Origin of the sequence: Pseudomonas putida (assembly GCF_003228315.1) — a bacterium.
Taxonomy (GTDB): domain Bacteria; phylum Pseudomonadota; class Gammaproteobacteria; order Pseudomonadales; family Pseudomonadaceae; genus Aquipseudomonas; species Aquipseudomonas putida_S.
In genome coordinates, this window is sequence record NZ_CP029693.1 from 2,923,995 (window position 1) to 2,948,478 (window position 24,484).

Sequence of the window (24,484 nt, forward strand, 5' to 3'; positions counted from 1 at the left end):
GAGCGAGCCTGCTCGCGAATGGTCTTCAGTCAACGCAAAAGCCCATAACCCGACGCTTGCGCCTGTAGTTGATAATCCAGAACGATCTGGTAGTCGCTTTCGTCGGCCGCCAACACCTCTTGCAAACCAAGCACCTGCGCCACCTCCGGCAGATCTCCCAGCGTCTCATTCATCACCCGCCGAATCTCTTGTGCTTGCTCATCGCTCAGACTTGCAGCGGTGATGTACGGCAATGTCGGGCTCAAGGCACTGCGCTCGACCACCCGCAACCCTTGCACCTCCTCTGCCGCCTCACGCGCCAGATAGGCGAAGGTCACGCTGTCGATGGCCGCCAGATCGGCCCGATCCTCGCGCAACCAGCGCAGGCTTTCGCGGTGGCTGCCGCTGATGCCGACCTGGGCGAAGAATCGACCGTCCCGATGCAAAGGCGCCAGGCGATGACGCAACAGGTTCATGCCGCTGTTGGAATCCTCGCCGTTAATCACGCCCCGGCTGCCATGAAAGTCCGCCAGGGTCCTGCGCGGATCATCGGCACGACTCAGGATCAGGCTGCAATGGTTGCCGGCGCTGCTGTCCGGCAGTTCATAGCGCGGGCGCCCCAGCACCCGGACCTTGCCGCGCAGCGCGGTCATCAGTGGGTAGCCGCAGGTTTGCGTCAGCAGCAAGTTCGGTGACAGCCAGAGGTCCATCAGGGACAAACCCTCGGCGTCGCGGCGTGTGGCGCCCAGTCGCTCGAGGATGAGCGCCAGCCAGCGTTCGTTGGCCTGGCGAATGGGTTCGGGGGCGACGTACATCAGCAGTTCGGCGAGGTGTTGAGTCATCAAAAACCTTCCATACAACAATGATCCCCTGTAGGAGCGAGCCTGCTCGCGATAGCGTCGTGTCAGACAAAAGTGATGTCGACTGATTGGCCGCCATCGCGAGCAGGCTCGCTCCTACAGGGGAATGTGTTCGCAATCAGTGAAATGGATGCCGCGGGCTGTCGATTGCCTTCACGCCATTCTCGCGCCACAACTGCCCATACCCCCGCACCAGAAACCCGCCACTGCGCGCCAGCCACTGCTCGCGTCGATCACGGTAGGCACGTGGCAAGTCGTACCAGGGCAACCCCGGCAAATCGTGATGCACCAGATGCAGGTTGAGGTTGAGGAACAACCAGCGCCAGGGCCATGCCGCTTCGTTGAGCACGGTGCGCTGCTGGGGCTCGGCGTGGGGGCGGTGTTCATAGTAGGAGCGGATCATCGCAATCGACAGCGCCGGCACGCTGATCAGCAGCAGGTAATGCCACACCGGCACCACGCTGTAGCGTGCGATGAACAGCAGCATCAACAGGGTCAGCGCGCCATGACTGAGCCACATCAGCCACGCCTGACGATCACCGGCTTTCAGCCGCTGCAGTTCCTCCCGGGCCAGCCCCAGCAAGGCCAGCGGTGCACCGATGGCGAAGCGCCCGAGCACGGTTTTGTTCAGCCAGTGCAGACCCTGTTCGAACAGCGAACTGCCCTGCCATTGTTCGCGGCTCAGATAGCGGCTTTCCGGATCGCGACCGGGGAGGGTCAGGTCTTCGTCACGGTGATGCAGCAGATGACTGTCGCGATACAGCGTGTAGGGATACCACACGGCGAACGGCGCGTAGCCGAGGACTTTGTTCAGTGCGGTCCAGCGGGTCGGGTGGCCATGCAGCAATTCGTGCTGTAGCGACAGCCAGAGCACCACCACGGGAATCAATAAAAGGGTGCTCCACCACAGGCCCAGTTTGTGGCTGTTCAGAATGATGGCGAACCAGGCGCTGTAGACGCCAATCAAAAGCAACCAGGTCGGCCACTCGGTGCGGGCGGTCAGGCGTTGGCGCAGGGCTTCGATTTCTGTGCGGTGGGCGTCATCGAAATAATGGGGCATGGCGTTGCTCGGATCGGGGACCAGTCCCCTTCTGTGCAACGACGCCGGGATTTCTTGCAGATTATTTTGCTTAAACGCTGATCAACGTAGGAGCTGCCGCAGGCTGCGATCTTTTGATCTTGATTTTAAAGATCAAAAGATCGCAGCCTGCGGCAGCTCCTACAGGGGAACGAGGCTCAATGGCCGAATACGTTCAGTTTCTTGGCCTTCTTATCGGCGCGCTTTTCAATGGCGGTTTTTGCCGGTTTTTTCTTCAGCTCTTTTTTTGCTTCCATACCTTTGGACATGATGCGTACTCCACTCGTGAGGGATGTGACATCAGGTATACACCTATCCCGGCGTGCGCGTTCTTTTATAATCGCGCGCTTGCCCTCCAACAGTTTAGTCCCATGCCCGATACCCGTTACACCCGGCTCGACGAGCCGCTCTGGCCGTTGATGAACAAGTTCTATCGCGCCCACCAGTCATCGATGAAAGCCGTGCGCGACGCGCAGTTGTGGGTCGCCCGGCGAGACGAGATCGTCGCGGCGCTGTGCCTGCGTCCAGTGGCCGGAGGGCATTGGCTGACCGGGTTGTTCGTCGATCCGGCCTGTCGTGAACAGGGTGTCGCCGCTGCGTTGATCGCTGAGGCGGTGAAGGGAGTCGAGTTGCCGGTGTGGCTGTTCTGCCATCCGGACCTGCGCGGGTTCTATGAGCGGCGCGGCTTCACCTTCAATCCGCCGATGCCTTACGCCATGGTCGAGCGTTTGAGCCGTTATGCGCGCAGCAAACCGATGATTGCCATGGGTCTGGCACCCAAAACCTGAACGCCGCATAACCCCTGTAGGAGCCGAGCTTGCTCGCGATAGCGGAGTGTCAGTCACATCAAAGCTGACTGACACTCCGCTATCGCGAGCAAGCTCGGCTCCTACAGGGATTTGTGGTGTTTTTTTGAAAGGGGTCAGTCGTCGGCGTTGGGGTCAAGGTCGGGGAACATCACCTCGGTAAACCCGAACTTGCTGAAATCGGTAATGCGTGACGGGTACAAACGGCCGATCAGGTGATCGCATTCATGCTGCACCACCCGCGCATGGAATCCCGAGGCGATCCGCACGATCGGCTCACCCTTGGGGTCGACACCTTCGTAACGGATCTGCTGATAGCGATCCACCGCACCGCGCAGGCCGGGCACCGACAGGCAACCTTCGAAACCCTCTTCCATGATCGGGCTCAGCGGCGTGATCAGAGGGTTGATCAGGATTGTCTGCGGCACGGCTTCAGCGTCCGGGTAGCGCTCGCTGTGCTCGAAACCGAAGATCACCAGTTGCAGGTCGACACCGATCTGCGGCGCGGCCAGGCCGACGCCGCCGACGCTTTCCATGGTCTGGAACATGTCATCGATCAGTTGCCACAACTCAGGGCTGTCGAACATTTCGGCAGGCACTGGCGGGGCGATGCGCAGCAGGCGCTCGTCGCCCATTTTCAGGATTTCACGGATCATTTGATGACTTCGTCAGTGGGTGGTTTGACCGAGTGATCGCGGCCCAGGCCGGACACGTGGTGTTTTTCTTCATGCTGCCCTTCAGGATCAGTACCGTGCTCGCCGGGGACTTTCTCGCCAGGGTCCTTGCCCTCGCGGGACATGTGCTCGATCACCGCATTCATCTCTGCGCCGAGCAGCAGCACGGCGGCGGAAATGTAGAAGTACAAGAGCAGCACGATGATCGCGCCGATACTGCCATACATGGCGTTGTAGTTGGCGAACTCCTTGACGTACAGGCCGAAGCCCAGGGACGCGATGATCCACACCACCACCGCCAGCACCGAACCCGGGGTGATGAAGCGAAATTCCTGTTTGACGTCGGGCATCACGTAATAGATCAGCGCCACGGCGACCATCAGCAGGATCACGATCGCCGGCCAGCGGGCGATGGACCATAGGGTAACGATGAAATATTCGAGACCGACCTGCTCGGCGATCCAGCCCATCACCTGTGGCCCGAGCACCATCAGCGCGGCGGCCACCAAGAGCATGCCGGCGATGCCGACGGTGTAGATGATCGACAGCGGAAAACGCTTCCAGGCGGGACGTCCCTCGACCACGTCGTAGGCCGCGTTCATCGCACTCATCATCAGCCGTACGCCTGCCGAGGCCGTCCACAGGGCAATCACGATACCCACCGACAACAGGCCGCCCTTGGACTGCTGGAGCTGGTCGATGACGGGGTTGACCTGCTCCAGGGCTTGGGGCGGCAGCACCAGTTCCGATTGCAGGCGCAGCCAGGTGAAGAAGTCCGGTAGATGCAGGAAGCCGATCAGGGCGATCAGGAACAGGATGAAGGGAAACAGCGAAAACAGCATTTGATAGGCCAGCGCCGAGGCATAGGTCGACATCTCGTCTTCGACGAATTCGGTGACCATGCGCATCATCACACGGTGCAGGGGCAGGCCTCTCATGTCCGGGAAAATCATTCGCGTCTCCATTCGCCGCATGCAGTGTTGGGTGGAAGTCTTGGCGACTCAGGGGCCGTTTTCTTACATCAAGTTAGCCTACCTGGCGACTTTGAAACAATTTCGTCGCTCAAGTTCAGGCTGACACAAAAACGGCCATCCGTGGATGGCCGCCGCGTGTTTTCGTCAAAGCCCGGATCAAGCCTTGTCGATGCCTTTTTTCAGTGCGTCCTTGGCTTTGCCGACCGCTTGCTGGGCCTCGCCTTTCTTTTCCTGCATCACGCCTTCGGCGCGCATTTTGTCGTTGCCGGTGGCCTTGCCGACGCCTTGCTTGACGTTGCCGACCGCTTCGTTGGCCATGCCTTTCACTTTATCGCCCGTGCTGCCCATGATGATTCTCCTGCGTCGCTTTCAAAGGGAGGAAAGTCGTTACACAGGGTTGACCGGAGGCTTTTGCGGGGAGTTTCATTTATTTTCAGCGCGTCATTTCATCGCTCCAGGCAGGTTGGGCTTTATGTTTGCCCGGCAACCCCCGAGAATGCGCCACGTATCGGCGCCATGACGCTGAAGATCCAACCCCCGCAGGAATGTTATGAAACTCGATAAAAAGCAGGCCATTGCCCGCAGAAACCAGGAACTTGGCGGTGCCGTGCTGGGCGTCAACAACTGCCATTTCACCGAATTGAACCGCAACCGCAACATCTGGTGGTTCGACATCCCGGTGTCGCGCCTGGCCGTCGGTCAGTACGAGTGGATTCACCTGCTGATGCACACCCCGGCCACCGACGAACTGCTGCACCTTAAAGTGCCGACGGTGTTCCTGCGCGAGAAACTCGAAGGCCTGGTGGTGCGCAACCAGGGCAAGCGCAAGGCGGCCCTGAGCCTGGAACTGAGCGCCGACAAGGACTCCTGGCTGCAGGACATGCGCCCGGCGGGTACCAACGTCAATTTCGCGCCGTTTCGGCAATAACCCCCTTTCCTGTAGGAGCGAGCCTGCTCGCGATGGACGTCAACGATGACGCGGGCTGCCTGGATGCCCGCGTTGCCGGGACCTTCTTCGCGAGCAGGCTCGCTCCTACAGAGGGCCGGTTTTTCCAGCCGACCAACAAAAAGCCCCGCATCGGCGGGGCTTTTTGTTGATCACGCGGTGGCTTTCTTCGCGTTGATCTTCTTCAACTCTTCATCGCGCAACTCGCGCCGCAGGATCTTGCCGACGTTGGTGGTCGGCAGCGCATCGCGGAACTCCACGGCCCGTGGAACCTTGTAACCGGTGACGTTGGCGCGCATGTGCTCCATCACGGTTTCCTTGGTCAGGGTCACGCCCGGCTTGGCGACGATGAAAATCTTGATCGCCTCGCCCGACTTCTCGTCCGGCACGCCGATGGCTGCGCATTGCAGCACGCCCGGCAGGGTCGCCAGCACGTCTTCCAGCTCGTTGGGGTACACGTTGAAACCGGAGACCAGGATCATGTCTTTCTTGCGATCGACAATGCGCATGTAGCCATCAGGCTGGATCAGGGCGATGTCACCGGTTTTCAACCAGCCTTCGCTGTCGAGGATTTCATCGGTGGCTTCCTGGCGCTGCCAGTACCCCTTCATCACCTGCGGGCCTTTCACGCACAGCTCACCGATTTCACCCATCGGTTGCTCGGCACCGGCATCGTTGACGATTTTGCACAAGGTCGACGGCACCGGGATGCCGATGGTGCCGATCTGGATGTTCTGGATCGGGTTCACCGTGGCCACCGGGCTGGTTTCGGTCATGCCGTAACCTTCGCAGATGGCGCAGCCGGTCACCGCTTTCCAGCGCTCGGCGGCGGCCAGTTGCAGGGCCATGCCACCGGACAGGGTGACTTTCAGCGCGGAGAAGTCCAGCTTGCGGAAGCCTTCGTTGTTGCACAGGGCCACGAACAGGGTGTTGAGGCCGACGAAGCCGCTGAACTTCCACTTCGACAGTTCCTTGACCATCGCCGGCAAATCACGCGGGTTGCTGATCAGGATGTTGTGGTTGCCGATCAGCATCATCGCCATGCAATGAAAGGTGAAGGCGTAGATGTGGTACAGCGGCAGCGGCGTGATCAGGATCTCGCAACCTTCATTGAGGTTGGAGCCCATCAGCGCCTTGCACTGCAGCATGTTGGCCACCAGATTGCGGTGAGTCAGCATCGCGCCCTTGGCCACGCCGGTGGTGCCGCCGGTGTATTGCAGCACGGCCACGTCGCTGCTGGCCGGGCTGGCTTCGGTCACAGGCTGGCCCTGGCCTTTGCTCAGCACGTCATTGAACTTGATGGCCTTGGGCAAGTGATAGGCCGGCACCATCTTCTTCACGTACTTGATCACGCTGTTGATCAGCAGGCGCTTGAGCGGTGGCAGCAGGTCCGCCACTTCCGTGACGATCACGTGCTTGACGCCGGTTTTCGGCACGACGGTTTCCGCCAGGTGCGCCATGTTGGCCAGGCACACCAGGGCCTTGGCGCCGGAGTCGTTGAACTGGTGTTCCATTTCCCGGGCGGTGTACAGCGGGTTGGTGTTGACCACGATCAAGCCGGCCCGGATCGCACCGAAGACGGCCACCGGGTACTGCAAGACGTTGGGCAGTTGCACGGCGATTCGATCGCCCGGCTGCAAATCGGTATGCTGTTGCAGATAAGCGGCAAAGGCACCGGACAGTTCGTACAGCTCACCGTAGGTGATTGTCTTGCCCAGGTTGCTGAACGCCGGTTTGTTGGCGAAGCGTTGGCAGGATTGCTTCAACACTGCCTGAATATTCGGGTACTCGTCTGGATTGATGTCGGCAGCAATTCCAGCTGGGTACTTATCCTTCCAAAAGTCTTCGATCATGGAAGCCCACTCCTCAGCAACGCGAATTCAGCACCGCATTTGATGCGATTATTATTGGTGTTTGTTTACAGGTGAATCCGGGCTTTTTCCAGGCCGAGAAGTCACAAAGCGCGCCGAGAGTAGCAGCTTTGAATTGGGTCGACCAGAGCCAAAAGCGGCCTCTACGGTCACATTTGTGACTCAAGAATGGCTGCCGGTCATTTTAGAGCAAAAAACCTATATGTCGCTATAAGCCCCGTAAATCGGGGGTTTAAAAACTGTAGGAGCGAGCCTGCTCGCGAAAAACGTCCAGACAACGCTGTCATTCAGACAAGTCGCGTTATCGTTGACGTCCATCGCGAGCATGCTCGCTCCTACAGGGATAGGCCATTTATCGATCAGGCGATATCCCGCAACTCCCGCCGCAAAATCTTGCCCACCGGCGTCATCGGCAACGACTCACGCAACACAATGTGCTTGGGCACCTTGTACGCCGTGAAATTCTCCTTGCAGTACGCCTTCAGCTCCTCAAGGCTGACCCCCGCCTCACGCGCCACCACAAACAGCTTCACCGCCTCCCCCGAACGCTCGTCCGGCACACCGATCACCGCGCAGTTGGCGACTTTCGGGTGGGCCATGACCACGTCCTCGATCTCGTTCGGATACACGTTGAAGCCCGAGACGATGATCATGTCCTTCTTGCGATCGACGATACGCACAAAGCCATCCGGATCGATCACCGCGATGTCGCCGGACTTGAACCAGCCTTCGGCATCCAGCACCTCGTTGGTCGCCTCGGGTTTCTGCCAGTAGCCCTTCATGATCTGCGGTCCCTTGATACACAGTTCGCCACGCTCGCCCAGAGGCTGCTCGACACCCTCATCGTTGATGACCTTGAGCGTGGTGCCCGGCACCGGCAGGCCGACCGTGCCGATGCGCGACTGGTCGCCGTAGGGGTTGGTGCAGGCCACAGGCGAGGTTTCGGTCAGGCCGTAGCCTTCGGTGATGCGGCAACCGGTCATTTGCTCCCAGCGCTCGGCGGTGGCCTTGACCAGCGCGGTGCCGCCGGAGTTGGTGAGCTTGAGGCTTGCGAAGTCCAGGGTCTTGAAGTCCGGGTGGTCCATCAGCGCCACGAACAGCGTGTTCAAACCCAGCAGCGCCGAAAACCGCCAGTTTTTCAGCTCCTTGATGAAGCCGCCGATGTCCCGTGGATTGGTGATCAACACGTTGTGGTTGCCGGTCACCATCATGCACATGCAGTTCGCCGTGAAGGCATAGATGTGGTACAGCGGCAGCGGCGCGATCATGATCTCCTGCCCTTCGCGCAGCAGCGGCTGGCCATCTTTACCGGACTGACTGAGGCAGGCCCGCGCCTGCTGCATGTTGGCCACCAGGTTGCCGTGGGTCAGCATCGCGCCCTTGGCAAGGCCCGTGGTGCCGCCGGTGTATTGCAGGACGGCGATGTCGTTGAGTCGGGCGGTCAGCGGCTTGATGGGCTGGCCTTTGCCCTGATTCAACGCGGTTTTGAAGGAAATGGCCTGGGGCAGCGAATAGGCCGGGACCATTTTCTTGACCTTGCTCACCATCGTGTTGACCAGCCAGCCCTTGGCGGTCGGCATCAGGTCGCCCATCCGGGCTTCGATCAGGTACTGGATGTCGGTGTCGGCCAGCACTTCCTGGACCTTCTGCCCGAACATGTTCAGGTACACCAGCGCCCGGGCGCCGGAATCCTTGAACTGGTGACGCATCTCCCGCGCGGTGTAGAGCGGGTTGGTGTTGACCACGATCAGCCCGGCGCGCAAGGCACCGAACACGGCAATCGGGTATTGCAGGACGTTGGGCATCTGCACCGCGATGCGATCCCCCGGTTTCAGATCGGTGTGGGCTTGCAGGTAGCCGGCGAACGCTGCGCTGTAGCGCTCCAGCTGGGCGTAGGTCAGGGTCACTCCCATGTTGCTGAACGCCGGGCGATCAGCAAACTTCTTGCAGGAACGCTCGAACACCTCGATGACCGACTTGTACTCAGCGACATCAATGTCCAGTGGCACGCCGGCCGGGCGTTTGTCATTCCAGAAATCAGGTTGCATTGTTCTTGTCCTCTTTACCTGAGCCGATCCGGGCCGCTTTTCTGTCATTTTCCAGAGATTCTCGAAATGCATAAAAGCGGAGCTTCACCGACACTAGCAGTAATGGCGAATCAGGCAAATATGTCCTCAGGTGTCATAGATAGCGTGAATCTTGCTGCCCCGGCGCAGCCTGATCGAATGTTTTGGTGGAGGATGCGCTATACAGTGCAGTCAGCTCTTTGTAGGAGCGAGCCTGCTCGCGATGGATGACGGAACACCGCGGGGTGTCAGGTTACCAGCGTCTTCGTTGACGACCATCGCGAGCAGGCTCGCTCCTACAGTAAAGTGTGTGACAAAGGCCCTCAGCAAAGGAATCGCGATGATCCACGACACGTTCTGGCTGACCACCAGTGACCACCACCGGCTGTTCGTCAACCAGTGGCTACCCACGGACAAGCCCAGGGCAGTGATTCTGCTGGCGCACGGCATGGCGGAACACAGCGGTCGCTATGCGCGTCTGGCAGAAAAGTTCTGCGATCAAGGCTTTGGCGTGTACGCGCCGGATCTGCGCGGACATGGCAAAACTGCCGAAAACGGGACCCTCGGACATTTCGCCGATGAAGGCGGTTGGGCCAAGGTGGTCGGGGACCTGGCGTGCCTCAACCAGCACATCGGCCAGCGGCATCCCGGCGTGCCGATTGTTCTGCTGGGGCACAGCATGGGCAGCTACATCGCCCAGGCCTACCTGCTGCATCACAGCGCCAGCCTGCATGGCGCCGTGCTCAGCGGTTCGAACTTCCAGCCCGTGGCGCTCTATCGCGCGGCCCGCCAGATTGCCCGTTTCGAACGCCTGCGCCAGGGCCCCAAGGGCCGCAGCGCGCTGATCGAATGGCTGTCATTCGGTTCGTTCAACAAGGCGTTCAAACCGGCGCGCACCTCTTTCGACTGGCTCAGCCGCGATCCGGCGGAAGTCGATCTGTACGTCAACGACCCGCTCTGCGGCTTTCGCTGCACCAATCAGCTGTGGATCGATTTGCTCGGCGGGTTGCAGCAAATCAGCAAAACGTCCAATCTCGCCCAGATCGACCCGGGCCTGCCATTGCTGGTCATTGGCGGCGAATGTGATCCGGTGAGTGAAGGCAAGCGTCTGAAAGATCTGGCCGGCGCGTTGCGCGAGGCCGGCAGCCAGAACCTGCAACTGACCGTTTATCCGCAGGCCCGGCACGAACTGTTCAACGAGACCAACCGCGATGAAGTGACCGCCGATGTGCTGGCCTGGATCCAGCAGACCTTGAGCAACCCCCGGCCGCACCGATCCGAATAGTTATCAGCGACTTCTTTTATTCGTCACAGGAATTCAGACCCATGACCCAGGTTACCAACACCCCTTACGAAGCCCTCGAAGTCGGCCAGACCGCCAGCTTCAGCAAGACCGTCGAAGAGCGCGATATCCAGTTATTCGCGGCGATGTCGGGTGACCACAACCCGGTGCACCTGGACGCCGAATACGCCGCCGGCACCATGTTCAAGGAGCGCATCGCCCACGGCATGTTCAGCGGTGCGCTGATCAGCGCCGCGGTTGCCTGCGAACTGCCTGGGCCGGGCACCATCTACATCGGCCAGCAGATGAGCTTCCAGAAGCCGGTGAAGATTGGCGACACCCTGACCGTGCGCCTGGAAATCCTCGAAAAACTGCCGAAGTTCCGCGTACGCATTGCCACCCGTGTATTCAACCAGCGCGATGAGCTGGTAGTGGACGGCGAGGCGGAGATTCTGGCGCCGCGCAAGCAGCAGTCGGTGACGTTGACCGAGCTCCCAGCGATCAGCATCGGCTGATTCATCGCACAATAAACTGTAGGAGCGAGCCTGCTCGCGATAGCGCCAGTTCACTCAACATCAATGTTGAATGGAGGACCGCCATCGCGAGCAGGCTCGCTCCTACAGGGGTTTACCGGTTGGGATTTACGAACGCGCACGCGCCTGGTTACGCAGGGCTTTCACCTGATCATGGTTGCGTTGCACGCCGTGATACTGGCGTTCAACCAGGTCACGAATACCCACCAGGTTGTGCTTGTTGATTTTCTCCATGGCATCGCGATAAGCCTTCAACGCATGGTCTTCACCACGCTCGGCTTCGTTCAGCACGGCCTCTTCGCCCTTGCCGGTGAACATCGACTTCACGTCGACCCAACGACGGTGCAAATCGCCACTGACGCTGGTAGTGGTTTCCGGATCGCCACCCATCGAACGCACGGCGCTCTGCAATTCGGACGCAGCGGTCGCACATTCAGCCGAGCGCTGCACGAAAAGGGTCTTGAGTTCCGGGTGCTTGATGTCTTCAGCGCAAGTCTTGAACCCTTCCTGACCGTCCTTGCTGGTTTCAATCAGGTCGTTGAGTACAGAAATCGCTTCTTTATTCATGTCAGTCATTTTTCAATTCCTTGCGGTTGATGAAGGTGCGATAGGTATTGCACCCTGCATGCCACTCCGAAACTGATAAATAAGTCGTTATTTATTAGATAGTTACGTAAATACCATCCATCTGTATCCGTTTCTTTTGCATGATCTGTCAATTGGCCTGCATGCAGAATGCCTGTATTTTTCCGACTCACCGCAATCAGGACGACTGAGTGATGAACCCTGAAAAACTCGAACTTCTGATTACCCGCCAAATGCCCTTCGGCAAATACAAGGGCCGGATCATTGCGGACTTGCCGGGGCCGTACCTGAACTGGTTCGCCCGCGAAGGTTTTCCCCATGGCGAACTGGGTGGCCTGTTGGCGCTGATGCATGAAATCGATCACAACGGATTGTCGGAACTGCTCGAACCGCTGCGTGCCAAACATGGCAAACCTGCCCCTCGTCACTGAAGACTCTCCACCTGCCTGAGTAGCCCATGCCCGACAATACCCGCCGCGCCCGTGATGAAGCCTTCTGGCAAACCTTCGCCGATCGCTACGATCTGCAACCCGGCCCGATCAACCTGGAAAACGGTTACTTCGGACGCATGTCGCGCACGGTGGTCGAGGAGTATCAGCGCAACATCGAGCTGATCAACCGTGGCAATTCGGTTCAGGTGCGCCAGCGTTTCGAACAGGGCGACAGCGTGAAGATCAGCGCGCAGGTGGCCAAGCTGATCGGCATGCCAACCGAGACCGTTGCCCTCACCCGCAACGCCTCGGACGGATTGCAGTCGTTGATCCGCAACTACAACCGGCTGCAACCGGGCGACCAGGTGCTGATCTGCGATCTGGAATACGACACCGTCAAGGGCGCGATGCGCTGGCTGGCCAAACATCGCGGTGTCGAGGTCGTCGAAATCGAGCACCAGCACCCGGCCAGCTTCGATAGCCTGGTGAAGACCTACCGCGAGACCTTTGCCCGTCATCCACGCCTGAAGCTGATGGCCCTGACCCACGTCACCCACCGCACTGGCCTGGTGATGCCGGTGCAGGCCATCGCCGCTGCGGCGAAGGAACACGGCATCGATGTGATCCTCGACGGCGCCCACGCCTTGGGCCAACTGGAGTTCAACCTCGACGAGCTGGGGATCGAATTCGCCGCCTTTAACCTGCACAAGTGGATCGGCGCGCCGCTGACCCTGGGCTTCCTGTACATCGCGCCCGAGCGGCTGGCCGACATCGACCCGGACATGGGCGAAATGCATTTCCCCGTCACCGACATTCGCGCCCGCACGCCCTACAGCACACCGAACATCCCGGCCCTGCTGACCTTGCCACTGGTGCTCGAAGAGCATGAAGCCATGGGCGGCGCGGCAGCCAAGGGCTCTCGGCTGAATTACCTGCGCAACCTGTGGGTGCGAGAGGTGCGTGAACTGCCGGGCATCGAAGTACTGACACCGGATGATCCGCGCCTGTATTGCGGCATCACCTCGATGCGCTTTACCGCACAGACCGATCAACAGGCGATGGTCGAGCGACTGCTCAAGGACTACAACCTGTTCACCGTGGTACGCACGGGGGCGGCGTGTGGTCCGTGCATCCGCATTACGCCGGGGCTGACCACCACGGCGGAACATATGAAGCAATTGATCACAGCGCTGAAGGAACTGCGCTGATCACCCCTGTAGGAGCGAGCCTGCTCGCGATGGTCGTCAACGATGACGATGGAAACCTGACACCCCGCGGCGCTCTCTGGTGCATCGCGAGCAGGCTCGCTCCTACAGGGGTTGGCGCCCGGCATTGTTCGCAGGCAAAAAAAAACGGCGCACCGACCAAGCGCACCGTTAAAGCCGTAAAGCACACAACTACGTGTAGGGTGAGGCGGATCAGTCCAGCAGCGCCAACGCCTCGGCGGTGCATTCCTGAATGCGGGCCCAGTCGCCGTTCTTGACCCACTCAGGATCAAGCATCCAGCTACCGCCCACGCACATGACGTTTTTCAGCGCCATGTAGCTCTTTATGTTCGCCGGACCCACGCCGCCGGTCGGGCAGAATTTCACTTCGCCGAACGGGCCGCCCAGGGCCTTGATGGCCGCGACACCACCGCTGACTTCCGCCGGGAACAGCTTGAAGCGGCGATAACCCAGGCCATAGCCCTCCATGATGCCCGAGGCATTGCTGATGCCCGGCAGCAGTGGAATCGGGCTGGCGACGCTGGCTTCCAGCAGGTCGCGGGTGATGCCCGGCGTGACGATGAACTGCGAACCCGCAGCTTCGGCAGCCGCCAGCATGTGGCGATCGAGTACGGTACCGGCGCCGGTCACCAGTTCCGGACGCTGTTCGCGCAGGATCTGGATGGCCTTGAGGCCGAACTGCGAACGCAGGGTCACTTCCAGGGCGGTCAGGCCACCGGCGGCGAGGGCATCGGCCAGCGGCAGGATGTCCTGCTCGCGGGCGATGGTGATCACCGGCAGGATCCGCGCCTTGGCGCAGAGGCTGTCGATCAGGGCAACTTTATCCGCCATGGAAACGGTCGGGGATGGATTTGTCATAGCGGCTGTTCCTTGGCTCATGGGCACCAATAAATCTCTAACGTGGGTTGCAGAAATGCGCGAATCGGCAGTTCGGCGACGTCGTCACCGGCCAGCGCGAAACTCAGGGTGGTCAGCTTGGACTGACCGGAAATCGACAGGATCTTGTGTTTGGCCGAAGCCAGCAGCGCGCGACTCATGGTCAGGCGCTGACGCGGCACCGTGGGCGCCAGCATCGGGTAGCAGCGGCGAACACCGTCAGCCTTCAGGGCTTCGGCGAGGTTCGGGCTGTCGGGGAACAGGGACGCGGTATGGCCGTCATCACCCATGCCCAGCACCAGCACGTCGATCACCGGCAATTCGGAGAGTCGGCAGTCGGCTTGTTCGGCTGCCTGTTCGAGGTTGGCACTGGCGCTGTACAGGCTCAGGAACTGCGCCTTGGCCGCTGGCCCCTGCAGCAGGTATTTCTTGAGCAAACCGGCGTTGCTGTCGGCGTGTTCCACCGGCACCCAGCGCTCATCGGCCAGGCTGACCACCACGCTCGACCAGTCCAGCGTCTGCTTGGCCAGATGCTGGAAAAACGCCACCGGGCTGCGGCCACCGGAGACCACCAGGGTCGCGGTGCCCTGGGCGTCGATCGCATCGCTCAGTTGCTTGGCCACGTTCAGCGCCAAAGCCTCGGCCAACAGCGCCGGGCTCTTGAACTGATGGGCAGTGACACCCTGGGGCAGTTTCAAATCAGATATCGCCATACCACGACCTCCCGTCCCGCGTGATCAGCGCAATGGAGCTCATCGGCCCCCAGGACCCGGCCGCGTACGGCTTGGGCGCATCACCGGATTTCTTCCACCCGGCGATCAACTGGTCACACCACTTCCACGCGGCTTCGATTTCATCTTTGCGGACAAACAGGTTCTGATTGCCGCGCATCACTTCCAGCAACAACCGTTCGTAGGCATCGGGAATCCGTGCGCTGCTCCAGGTGTCGGAAAAATTCAGCTGCAACGGACCGCTGCGCAGCTGCATGCCTTTGTCCAGGCCTTGATCCTTGGTCATCACGCGCAAGGAAATGCCTTCGTCCGGTTGCAGGCGGATAATCAGCTTGTTGCTGATTTGCAGGCGCTGCTCGGGGGCGAAGATGTAGTGCGACGGTTCCTTGAAGTGGATGACGATCTGCGACAGCTTCTGCGGCATGCGCTTGCCGGTACGCAGGTAAAACGGCACGCCGGCCCAGCGCCAGTTGCGGATGTCGGCACGCAGGGCGACGAAGGTCTCGGTGTCGCTCTGGGTGTTGGAATTGGGTTCTTCCAGGTAGCCCGGCACCGCCTTGCCTTCGCTGTAGCCGGCGATGTACTGGCCGCGCACCACCTGGGTGGTCAGGCCTTCCGGGCTGATCGGCGCCAGCGCCTTGAGGACCTTTACCTTCTCGTCGCGGATGCTGTCGGCGGACAGGTCGGCCGGCGGGTCCATGGCGATCAGACAGAGCAGTTGCAGCAGGTGATTCTGGATCATGTCCCGCAGCTGGCCGGCCTTGTCGAAGTAGCCCCAGCGGCCTTCGATACCGACCTTCTCGGCCACGGTGATTTCCACGTGGGAGATGTAGTTCTGGTTCCACTGGGTTTCGAACAGGCTGTTGGCGAAACGCAGGGCGATCAGGTTCTGCACCGTTTCCTTGCCCAGGTAGTGGTCGATGCGATAGGTGCGGTTCTCCGGGAAGAACTGCGCCACGGCATCGTTGACCTTGCGCGAGGATTCCAGGTCCGAACCGATGGGCTTTTCCAGCACCACGCGGGTGTTTTCCGCCAGGCCAACCTTCGCCAGGTTCTCGCAGATTGCGCCGTACACCGCAGCCGGCGTGGCGAAATAGGCAATCATCCGCTGTGCGCTGCCGGCCTGCTCGGCCAGGGCCACATAGTCTTCGGCTTTGAGGAAGTCGACGTGCAGATAGGACAGGCGAGCGAGGAAGCGCTCGACCACGGCTTCGTCCAGCTCCTTGGCCCCGACGTAACGGCGCAGCTCGGAGGCGATGAACGTCAAGTGCTCCTGTTCGCTGCCAGGCTCACGGGCCAGCGCGATGATGCGGGTGTCCTCATGCAAAAGGCCTGCGCCATCGAGTTGATAAAGGGCTGGAAACAGCTTGCGCAGGGCCAGATCGCCCAGAGCGCCGAACAAGGCAAAGGTGCACGGTTCAACCGTAATCGAAAGCATGATGTTTGTTCTTTTATCAAGTTAAGCTACAAATACCTTTTTTCAAGGCATCACTCAAGGGAAAATGTAGTAATAACCACAACATTTTCGCACAATACAGATTCCATATGGTGGTCAGTCGGAGCCAACAGTAGGATAGGCCACCGTGACGGGCCTCACCAAAGGCCCTTTTTGCATGAGCCGCGCGCTGAACAGCGCCGGTGTTAAGGATACTTATATGGACCGCGTGCGAAATTTACTGGAGCAGATCCAGAATCGCCTTGAAGAGCTGAACAAGGCCGAACGCAAAGTCGCCGAGGTGATCCTGCTCAACCCGCAGCAGGCCACTCGCTTCAGCATCGCCGCCCTCGCCCAGGCCGCCTCGGTGAGTGAACCGACGGTCAACCGTTTCTGCCGTTCCTTCGGCGTCAGCGGCTACCCCGAACTCAAGCTGCAGCTGGCCCAGAGTCTGGCCAGCGGCGCGGCCTATGTCAGCCGCGCGGTGGAAGCCGACGACAATCCCCAGGCCTACACCCAGAAGATCTTCGGCAGCGCCATCGCCTCCCTGGACAGCGCTTGCCAGGCGCTGGACCCGAACCTGATCAGCCGCGCCGTCGACCTGTTGATCCAGGCGCGGCAGATCCACTTCTTCGGCCTCGGCGCCTCGGCCCCGGTGGCCCTGGATGCACAGCACAAGTTCTTCCGTTTCAACCTGGCCGTGACCGCCCACGCCGACGTGCTGATGCAGCGCATGATTGCCTCGGTGGCACACACCGGCGAATTGTTCGTGATCATTTCCTACACCGGCCGCACCCGCGAGCTGGTGGAAGTGGCGCGTATCGCCCGGGAAAACGGCGCGTCGGTGCTGGGCCTGACGGCGGAAAACTCACCGCTGGCCAAGGCCAGTACCCTGAGCCTGAACATTCCGCTGCCGGAAGACACCGACATCTACATGCCGATGACCTCGCGGATCATTCAGTTGACCGTACTGGACGTGCTGGCGACCGGCATGACCTTGCGCCGGGGCGTGGATTTCCAGCCGCATTTGCGCAAGATCAAAGAGAGCCTGAATGCCAGCCGGTATCCGGTGGGTGACGAGTTCAACTGATCCGGAATCTCATTGCCTGATCGGGCCTCATCGCGGGCAAGCCTTGCTCCCACAGGTTGAGCGGCGGTCACAAGTTTTGTGCTCGACGCGGACACTGTGGGAGCAAGGCTTGCCCGCGATGGCGTTAGTGGCAACACCGCAAAGTCAGGCTCCCACCCGCGCCTGCAAACTCAAATGCGCCCGCTCCCCCGGCTTCAGGCACAGGCTGTCCGTGCCGCCACTCGCCGCTTCCACACAAACGAATTCGGTTATTTCATTCCAGCTCACCCCCAGCAACGGCCGCGACCCCGGATGCCAGACCACCGTGTCCGCCGTATCCCCGGTATCGATGCACAGCGCCCGCTGCCAGGCATGGTCGTTGAGCTGCAATTCACCGTCATGCTGGAACACCCGCTGACAGCCTCCGTCGACGCGTAACTCGCCTTCCTGCTGGCAAAACTCTCGGCTCAACTGGTCGTAACCCTGCACGCCATCGAGCCCAGACAGCGCTACCTCAGCGACATCGCCAATACGCCAGTAAGCATGCAAAGCCTGGCTCAACTGGCACGGCAGGTCGTCCTGATGCTCGGTGCTCAGGCGTAGATCCATGCTTTCACCGAGGTGTGCATGCAGGTCCACCTGCCAGTCGCACAACTCGAGACGCCAGTGCAGCCGCACACCATCGTCGTCACTGCTGCTGTCGATCAGCTTCCAGTCGAGCAGGCGCGCCCAACCATGTGACGGCCAGGCATTTTCGCTCGGGTGACGGCCATACCACGGCCAGCACACCGGCACGCCACCGCGAATGGCGCCCACCTGAGGCCAGCGCGCCGCGCACCACAGCCATGGCTTTTGATCCCTGGGTTGAAAGTGCAACAGCTGCGCGCCCTGACGGCTGAACACCGCCTGGCACAACGGGTGATCGATCACCAACACATCGCGCTTCTGATAGCGCTCCCACGCAAACACCGGCCGTTCGCGCAAGGATTTGAAGAAGCGTTGTAGCGGATGCTCAAGCATGTGCAACGGTCCTGAAAAACACTGTCACCGGGGCTGCGCGCTCCCCAAAAAAAAAGCGGACAGCCTGGGCTGTCCGCAAAATGCGCACATAGAGAGGAGCTTATCGCAACAGCGTCAGAACACCGACTGAATTTTCAGGCCGGCGACCAGCGCGTTATCCACTTCATCCACACCGCCGGGGTGCGTGACGTATTGCAGGTTGGGACGCACGGTCAGCCAGTTGGTGACGTGGAAGCCGTAGTTGAGTTCGTAGTTGTACTCGGTCTCGCGCAGTGGCGAGAACAACGGGTCTTCGTAGTTGCTGACACCATTGGCCGCGTTCACCAGCTCGGCGTTTTTCTTCACGTCATCGTTGACATGGATACGGGCGAAACCGATGCCCACGTCATCTTTCGGACGCGCATCGAACGGCCCCTTGTACACGAACATCAGCGACTGATAGTTGTCGACGACGTTGGTGTCCTTGTCGTGGAACGTGGCGTTGGCCGCAATGTTCAGGCCACGGGAAGCGTCGCCGTTGTGCGTGGTGAGTTGCTGCTGCGCGACAAACCAGTAGCCGTGCTTGCTGTCATGGCTGCGGTAGGCGTTGCCGGTGGTGGCGGCGTCATTGCCGTTTTCGTCTTCACGGACGTCATCGGCCTTGGCCGTGCTCTTGTAGTAACCGACACGGTACTCGCCCGGCAGGTTGCCAGGGTTGGGCAGCCAGACCAGTTCGACCGGCAGTACGGTACCCTCGGTGCCGCTGCCGCTGAGCTTGAAGCCGTTGCCGTGCTCGAGCTGCGTCGGGTTCTGGTTGTACGCGCCGATCTGCGCATACCACTCCGGCGAGATGTTCCACTTCACGCGGATCGCCGCCTGGCTGATCGGCCAGTTGTACCAGATGTTGGTGGCCCAGTTACCCACCTGGGAGCCGCAGAACGCCAGGTTCTGGAATTCGCACGGGAAGCTGTTGAAGTCTTCGCCTTCACCGAAGTAACCGGCCTTGACGTCCAGTTGGTTGTCGAAGAACTGATGCTTGATCCACAGCTGGGTCAGACGAACCATGTGGCCGCGACCGTAGACTTCCTGGGAGGAACTCAAGGTGCCCGCGCGCGGATCACCGATGCGGTCGTTGGAGATGTTTTCGCCGTTACGGTTAGTCAGCTGGATCTTCGCCTGGGTGTTGTCCCAGCCGAGCAGCTTTTGCAGGTCCAGCGCCGCGCCGAGGCCGAACTGGTCGGCATAACGCGCGGTCTTGTCGTCGTTGAAACCGCCGTGCAGGTTGCCACCGACTTCACCGACATAGTCCATCTTGATGTCGATGCCCTGCTCGATCAGCCGGGTCCGTTCACCACCCCAATCACCGGTCATCCATTCTGAATCGGCGCTGAACGCTTCAGCTGCGTGGACGCTACCGGCCAGCATCATGGCCGCGACGGCCGATAACTGACAGATCAGCTGAGCGCTGTTGTTCTTCTTCATCCCTACTTCCTCGTTTTATTGTTATTAACTTTTTTGCCTAACGCGGTTACATCAGTTGCGAAGAGCGACAGGCCGCTCACCGCATATCCCCCCTGTAGGAGCGAGCATGCTCGCGAGAAACCTGAGAGCACCGTGGGGTGTCAGGTTTCCAGAGTCATCGTTGACGTCCATCGCGAGCAGGCTCGCTCCTACAGTTTTTGGTCTTCAGCGGCCTTTGAATTGAGCAACGTTGGCAGCGTGGCTCTCGACCTTTGGCAACCCGGCAACCCCCAGTCGCTCACCGCTCTTGGCGTCGAACAGCAGCACTTTCGCCGGATCGAATTGCAGGGTCAGGGTCTCGCCCACCTGCGGCGCGACGTCCGGTGCGAGGCGGCAGCAGACCTTGGTGCCGTTGAGATTGACGAAGACCAAGGTGTCGGGACCGGTCGGCTCGGTGACCTGGACTTCGGCGCGAATGGTCGGCAAACCATTGGCCTCGGCGCCGGCCAGCACGATCTGCTCCGGACGCATGCCGAGGATCACTTCGCGGTCTTCAAGGCCGGCGTCCTGCATGCCCAGCGGCAGTTCGCAGCGCGCCTGGCCACTGTCGAGCAGCGCCAGCAAACGACCGTCCTTGCGCTGCAAACGCAGGGGGATGAAGTTCATCGGCGGCGAGCCGATGAAGCTCGCCACGAACAGGTTGGCCGGGTTGTTGTAGATGTCTTTCGGGGTGCCGAACTGCTGGATGATCCCGTCCTTCATCACCGCCACTTTGTCGCCCAGGGTCATGGCTTCGATCTGGTCGTGGGTCACGTAGACCGTGGTGGTTTTCAGGCGCTGGTGCATCAGTTTCATTTCGGTGCGCATCTCGACCCGCAGCTTGGCGTCGAGGTTGGACAGCGGTTCGTCGAACAGATAAATCTTCGGTCGCCGCGCCAGTGCACGGCCCATCGCCACCCGCTGTTGCTGGCCGCCGGAGAGCTGGCCGGGCTTGCGGCTGAGCAGGTGTTCGATCTGCAACAGCTTGGCCACACGGGCGACTTCTTCGTCGATGTCGGCGGTGGGCATTTTGCGAATCTTCAGGCCGAAGGCGATGTTGTCGCGCACGCTCATGGTCGGGTACAGCGCGTAGGACTGGAACACCATGGCGATGTCGCGATCCTTGGAGCTCATGCCGCTGATGTCGGCGTCGTCCACCAGGATCGCACCGCCGCTGATGGTTTCCAGGCCGGCGATGCAGTTCATCAGGGTCGATTTACCGCAGCCCGACGGGCCGACCAGGATCAGGAACTCCCCGTCGTTGATCTTCAGCTCGATGTTTTTCAGGGTGTCCGGCAAGCCGGCGCCATAGGTCTTGTTGACGTTGCGTAATTCGAGAGTTGCCATGTTTCTACCCCTTGACCGCGCCGGACGTCAGCCCACGCAGGAAATACTTGCCAGCGAATATGTAGACCAGCAGTGTCGGCAGCCCGGCGATCATCGCGGCGGCCATATCAACGTTGTATTCCTTGACCCCGGTGCTGGTGTTGACCAGGTTGTTCAGGGCCACGGTGATCGGTTGCGCATCGCCACTGGCGAACACCACGCCGAACAGGAAATCGTTCCAGATCTGGGTGAACTGCCAGATCAGGCAGACCATCACGATCGGGATCGACATCGGCAGCAGGATCTTCCAGAAGATCATGAAGAAGCCCGCGCCATCGAGCCGCGCGGCCTTGACCAGCGCATCCGGAATGCTCACGTAGTAGTTGCGGAAGAACAGCGTGGTGAACGCCAAGCCGTAGACCACGTGCACCAGCACCAGGCCTGCGGTGGTGTTGGCCAGGCCGAACTTGCCGAGGGTGAACGAAGCCGGCAGCAGCACGGTCTGGAACGGCAGGAAGCAGCCGAACAGCAACAGGCCGAAGAACAGTTGCGAACCGCGGAAGCGCCACATCGACAGCACGTAGCCGTTCATGGCACCGATGAAGGTCGAGATCAGCACCGCCGGCACGGTGATTTTCACCGAGTTCCAGAAGTAGCCGCCGACCACGTCCCAGGCCTTGATCCAGCCGATGCCGTCGATCACCGCCGGCCAGCTCAACAGGTTGCCGGTGCGAATGTCTTCCGGGGTCTTGAAGCTGGTCAGCAGCATCACGATCAGCGGAATCAGGTACACCGCCGCCGCCAGCAACAAGGTGGCGTAGATGGCGATGCGGCTGAAACTCAAGGAAGGTTTGCCCAGTTGATTAGTCATGGCGCTTGCCTCGCAGCTCGGAGTACAGATACGGCACGAGGATGGTCAGCACGGCACCGAGCATCAGCATGGCGCTGGCCGAACCGATACCCATCTGGCCACGGCTGAAGGTGAAGGAATACATGAACATCGCCGGCAGGTCGGAGGAGTAGCCAGGACCGCCAGCGGTCATCGCCGCCACCAGGTCGAAGCTCTTGATCGCGATGTGCGCCAGGATCATGAAGGCGCTGAAGAACACCGGGCGCAGGCTCGGCAAGACGATCTTCAGGTAGATGGTCGGCAGGCTCGCACCATCGACTTGCGCGGCACGGATGATCGACTGATCGACACCCCGCAGGCCGGCGAGGAACATCGCCATGACAAAGCCGGAGGCTTGCCAGACAGCGGCGATCACCAGGCAGTACACCACGCGATCCTGATCCACCAGCCAGTCCAGGCGGAAGCCTTCCCAGCCCCAGTCACGCAGCATCTTGTCCAGGCCAAGGCCTGGGTTGAGCAGCCATTTCCAGGCAGTACCGGTGACGATCATCGACAGCGCCATCGGGTACAGGTAGATGGTGCGGATGAAGCCTTCCTTGCGGATGCGCTGGTCCAGCAGCACCGCGAAGAGCACGCCCAGCACCAGGCTGATGCCGATGAACAGACCGCCGAACACCGCGAGGTTCTTGCTCGCGACCCACCAGCGGTCGTTGTCCATCAGGCGCATGTATTGCTGCAGGCCGACCCACTTGTAGCTCGGCATGAAGCTGGAGTTGGTGAAGGACAGAATGAACGTCCAGATGATGTAACCGTAGAAGCCAACCAACACGATCAGCATGCTCGGCGCCAGTACCAGTTTGGGTAGCCAGCGCTGCAGCGCATCGAACGGTGAGGCTTTGCTGAAAACCGCCACAGAGCTCATCGGGATAATCCAGGTTTAGATGTAAAGGATCGGAGTACGACCCCTTGTAGGAGCCAGCCTGCTGGCGATGGAGTGTCAGTCGACATCTGTGTTACTGACACACCATCGCGAGCAGGCTCGCTCCTACAGGGGACTCCTCGGTGTCAGGGATTACTGGGCCGCTTTGACCGCCGACGCCAGCTGCGCGCTGGCCTTGGCCGGGTCGGCGTCCTTGTCGTTCATGAAGTTGGTGACCACGTCGAAGATCGCGCCCTGCACGGCCAGGGAAGTGGCCATGTTGTGCGCCATGCTCGGTTGCAGGCCTCCGGTCTTGTCGTCCGCCAGGAAGTCCTTGGCAGCGGTCTGGGCGCAGGAGTCGAAGCCCAGTTTGTCCATCTCGTTCAGCATGTCGGTGCGGACCGGGATCGAGCCTTTGTTGATGCTGAAGACTTTCTGGAAGTCGGTGCCCAGCGCGACCTTGGCCAGGTCCTGCTGCGCGGCGATGTCGCCTTTGCGATCAGCCTTGAGCTTGAACACGGCCATCGAGTCGATGTTGTAGGTGAAGGCCTTGTCGGTCCCCGGGAACGCTACGCACTGGTAGTCCTTGCCGGCGACTTTCTTGGCGGCGGTCCATTCACTCTTGGCCCAGTCGCCCATCATCTGCATGCCCGCCTTGCCGTTGATCACGTCGGCGGCAGCGATGTTCCAGTCACGACCGGCACGGTTCGGGTCCATGTAGGTGGTGATTTTTTTAAGCTCCGTGAAGGCCTTGGTCATCTCGGCGCCCGACAGGGTTTTCTGGTCGAGATCCACCAGCGCTTTCTTGTAGCCATCGGCGCCCATGACCGAGAGCACCACGTCTTCGAACACGGTGCTGTCCTGCCACGGCTGGCCACCGTGGGCGAGCGCGATGAAGCCGGCGGCCTTGAGCTTGTCGCCGGCGGCGTAGAATTCTTCGAGGGTGGTCGGGGCCTTGTCGATCCCGGCTTTCTTGAACACTTCCGGGTTGATCCACAGCCAGTTCACACGGTGGATGTTCACCGGCACGGCCACGTAATCGCCTTCGTACTTGACGGTGTCGGAGACTTTCTTCGACAGCAGGCCATCCCAGTTTTCCGCCTTGGCCACAGGGGCCAGGGTGTCGGTGCTCAGCAGGCCGGTGCTGCCCCATTCCTGGATGTCCGGGCCCTTGATCTGGGCAACGCCTGGCGGGTTACCGGCCACGGCGCGGCTCTTGAGTACGGTCATGGCGGTGGAGCCGCCACCACCGGCGACTGCGCCGTCCTTCCAGGTGTAACCGTCTTTTTCGACCTGGGCCTTGAGGACATCGACCGCTGCCTTTTCACCACCGGATGTCCACCAGTGAACGACTTCCACCGAGCCTTTGGCATCGTCGGCAAGAGCACTAATAGGGAACGCGGAAAATGGAACCAGGGAGGCGAGAGAAATGACAGTAGCGAGGCGAGAAATCGCATTCATCTAGGAG

At 60.5% G+C, this 24,484-nt stretch carries 24 protein-coding genes; 7 read left to right on the forward strand and 17 right to left on the reverse strand.

What is annotated here, in order from left to right:
• Nucleotides 1–29: 29 nt before the first annotated feature.
• Complete coding sequence (locus DKY63_RS13555; protein ID WP_110964560.1) at nt 30–821, reverse strand: phosphate/phosphite/phosphonate ABC transporter substrate-binding protein; 792 nt, start codon at nt 819–821, stop codon at nt 30–32.
• A gap of 136 nt (nt 822–957) precedes the next feature.
• Nucleotides 958–1,899 (reverse strand): fatty acid desaturase, encoded by a 942-nt coding sequence (locus tag DKY63_RS13565; RefSeq protein ID WP_110964561.1) that lies wholly within the window; start codon nt 1,897–1,899, stop codon nt 958–960.
• Between the two features lie 389 nt (nt 1,900–2,288).
• On the opposite strand from DKY63_RS13565, the gene DKY63_RS13570 reads away from it, so the two are divergent.
• Nucleotides 2,289–2,705 carry a GNAT family N-acetyltransferase gene (locus DKY63_RS13570; RefSeq protein WP_110964562.1) on the forward strand — a complete coding sequence of 139 codons (417 nt, stop codon included), beginning with the start codon at nt 2,289–2,291 and terminating at the stop codon, nt 2,703–2,705.
• 134 nt (nt 2,706–2,839) lie between these two features.
• Here the strand turns inward: DKY63_RS13570 and def are convergent, their stop codons facing one another.
• The 3 genes from def to DKY63_RS13585 all read right to left on the reverse strand — a co-directional run bounded on the left by def (nt 2,840) and on the right by DKY63_RS13585 (nt 4,719).
• Complete coding sequence (def, locus tag DKY63_RS13575; protein ID WP_110964563.1) at nt 2,840–3,379, reverse strand: peptide deformylase; 540 nt, start codon at nt 3,377–3,379, stop codon at nt 2,840–2,842.
• Nucleotides 3,376–4,350, reverse strand: coding sequence for a YihY/virulence factor BrkB family protein (locus DKY63_RS13580; RefSeq protein WP_110964564.1), 975 nt, complete (start codon nt 4,348–4,350; stop codon nt 3,376–3,378). Before DKY63_RS13580 ends, def begins: the two co-directional genes overlap by 4 nt.
• A 177-nt stretch (nt 4,351–4,527) precedes the next feature.
• Nucleotides 4,528–4,719, reverse strand: coding sequence for a CsbD family protein (locus DKY63_RS13585; RefSeq protein WP_110964565.1), 192 nt, complete (start codon nt 4,717–4,719; stop codon nt 4,528–4,530).
• Nucleotides 4,720–4,921: 202 nt separating this feature from the next.
• Here DKY63_RS13585 and DKY63_RS13590 point away from each other — a divergent pair, with 202 nt between their 5' ends.
• The gene (locus DKY63_RS13590; protein ID WP_110964566.1) at nt 4,922–5,299 is read left to right on the forward strand and encodes a hypothetical protein; all 378 of its coding nucleotides are present in this window, start codon (nt 4,922–4,924) and stop codon (nt 5,297–5,299) included.
• A 170-nt stretch (nt 5,300–5,469) separates the two neighbouring features.
• Here the strand turns inward: DKY63_RS13590 and fadD1 are convergent, their stop codons facing one another.
• Complete coding sequence (gene fadD1, locus DKY63_RS13595) at nt 5,470–7,170, reverse strand: long-chain-fatty-acid--CoA ligase FadD1 (protein ID WP_110964567.1); 1,701 nt, start codon at nt 7,168–7,170, stop codon at nt 5,470–5,472.
• Between the two features lie 377 nt (nt 7,171–7,547).
• A complete protein-coding gene (fadD2, locus tag DKY63_RS13600) occupies nt 7,548–9,236 on the reverse strand; it encodes a long-chain-fatty-acid--CoA ligase FadD2 (RefSeq protein WP_110964568.1) in 1,689 nt (562 codons plus the stop codon).
• 358 nt (nt 9,237–9,594) lie between these two features.
• On the opposite strand from fadD2, the gene DKY63_RS13605 reads away from it, so the two are divergent.
• Complete coding sequence (locus DKY63_RS13605) at nt 9,595–10,539, forward strand: alpha/beta hydrolase (protein WP_110964569.1); 945 nt, start codon at nt 9,595–9,597, stop codon at nt 10,537–10,539.
• A 41-nt stretch (nt 10,540–10,580) separates the two neighbouring features.
• Complete coding sequence (locus DKY63_RS13610) at nt 10,581–11,051, forward strand: MaoC family dehydratase (RefSeq protein ID WP_110964570.1); 471 nt, start codon at nt 10,581–10,583, stop codon at nt 11,049–11,051.
• A 126-nt stretch (nt 11,052–11,177) separates the two neighbouring features.
• Here DKY63_RS13610 and DKY63_RS13615 read toward each other — a convergent pair whose 3' ends face one another.
• Nucleotides 11,178–11,645 (reverse strand): ferritin-like domain-containing protein, encoded by a 468-nt coding sequence (locus DKY63_RS13615; RefSeq protein WP_110964571.1) that lies wholly within the window; start codon nt 11,643–11,645, stop codon nt 11,178–11,180.
• A gap of 203 nt (nt 11,646–11,848) precedes the next feature.
• On the opposite strand from DKY63_RS13615, the gene DKY63_RS13620 reads away from it, so the two are divergent.
• Nucleotides 11,849–12,085, forward strand: a complete 237-nt coding sequence (locus DKY63_RS13620; RefSeq protein WP_110964572.1) for a DUF3820 family protein — start codon at nt 11,849–11,851, stop codon at nt 12,083–12,085.
• A gap of 26 nt (nt 12,086–12,111) precedes the next feature.
• The gene (locus DKY63_RS13625; protein ID WP_110964573.1) at nt 12,112–13,293 is read left to right on the forward strand and encodes an aminotransferase class V-fold PLP-dependent enzyme; all 1,182 of its coding nucleotides are present in this window, start codon (nt 12,112–12,114) and stop codon (nt 13,291–13,293) included.
• Between the two features lie 210 nt (nt 13,294–13,503).
• On the opposite strand, the gene DKY63_RS13635 is transcribed toward DKY63_RS13625, so the two are convergent.
• From DKY63_RS13635 to zwf, 3 genes are read right to left on the reverse strand one after another with little or no spacing between them, the layout of a single operon-like run.
• Nucleotides 13,504–14,169, reverse strand: a complete 666-nt coding sequence (locus tag DKY63_RS13635; protein WP_110964575.1) for a bifunctional 4-hydroxy-2-oxoglutarate aldolase/2-dehydro-3-deoxy-phosphogluconate aldolase — start codon at nt 14,167–14,169, stop codon at nt 13,504–13,506.
• Between the two features lie 17 nt (nt 14,170–14,186).
• Nucleotides 14,187–14,900 (reverse strand): 6-phosphogluconolactonase, encoded by a 714-nt coding sequence (gene pgl / locus DKY63_RS13640; protein WP_110964576.1) that lies wholly within the window; start codon nt 14,898–14,900, stop codon nt 14,187–14,189.
• A complete protein-coding gene (gene zwf, locus DKY63_RS13645; RefSeq protein WP_110964577.1) occupies nt 14,887–16,356 on the reverse strand; it encodes a glucose-6-phosphate dehydrogenase in 1,470 nt (489 codons plus the stop codon). The genes pgl and zwf overlap by 14 nt, the downstream gene beginning before the upstream one ends.
• Nucleotides 16,357–16,582: 226 nt before the next feature.
• Here zwf and DKY63_RS13650 point away from each other — a divergent pair, with 226 nt between their 5' ends.
• Complete coding sequence (locus tag DKY63_RS13650; protein ID WP_175379671.1) at nt 16,583–17,443, forward strand: MurR/RpiR family transcriptional regulator; 861 nt, start codon at nt 16,583–16,585, stop codon at nt 17,441–17,443.
• Nucleotides 17,444–17,587: 144 nt separating this feature from the next.
• On the opposite strand, the gene DKY63_RS13655 is transcribed toward DKY63_RS13650, so the two are convergent.
• The 6 genes from DKY63_RS13655 to DKY63_RS13680 all read right to left on the reverse strand — a co-directional run bounded on the left by DKY63_RS13655 (nt 17,588) and on the right by DKY63_RS13680 (nt 24,477).
• Nucleotides 17,588–18,442 carry a D-hexose-6-phosphate mutarotase gene (locus tag DKY63_RS13655; RefSeq protein ID WP_110964579.1) on the reverse strand — a complete coding sequence of 285 codons (855 nt, stop codon included), beginning with the start codon at nt 18,440–18,442 and terminating at the stop codon, nt 17,588–17,590.
• A gap of 114 nt (nt 18,443–18,556) precedes the next feature.
• Nucleotides 18,557–19,903, reverse strand: a complete 1,347-nt coding sequence (locus tag DKY63_RS13660; protein ID WP_110964580.1) for a carbohydrate porin — start codon at nt 19,901–19,903, stop codon at nt 18,557–18,559.
• 204 nt (nt 19,904–20,107) lie between these two features.
• On the reverse strand, nt 20,108–21,268 hold the full coding sequence (locus tag DKY63_RS13665; protein WP_110964581.1) for an ABC transporter ATP-binding protein: 1,161 nt from the start codon (nt 21,266–21,268) through the stop codon (nt 20,108–20,110).
• A gap of 4 nt (nt 21,269–21,272) precedes the next feature.
• Entirely contained in the window at nt 21,273–22,118 is an 846-nt protein-coding gene (locus tag DKY63_RS13670; protein ID WP_110964582.1) for a carbohydrate ABC transporter permease, read from the reverse strand.
• Nucleotides 22,111–23,019: a carbohydrate ABC transporter permease gene (locus DKY63_RS13675; protein WP_110964583.1), complete on the reverse strand. Its 909-nt coding sequence runs from the start codon at nt 23,017–23,019 to the stop codon at nt 22,111–22,113. The genes DKY63_RS13670 and DKY63_RS13675 overlap by 8 nt, the downstream gene beginning before the upstream one ends.
• A 150-nt stretch (nt 23,020–23,169) precedes the next feature.
• The gene (locus tag DKY63_RS13680) at nt 23,170–24,477 is read right to left on the reverse strand and encodes an ABC transporter substrate-binding protein (protein WP_110964584.1); all 1,308 of its coding nucleotides are present in this window, start codon (nt 24,475–24,477) and stop codon (nt 23,170–23,172) included.
• Nucleotides 24,478–24,484: the final 7 nt, after the last annotated feature.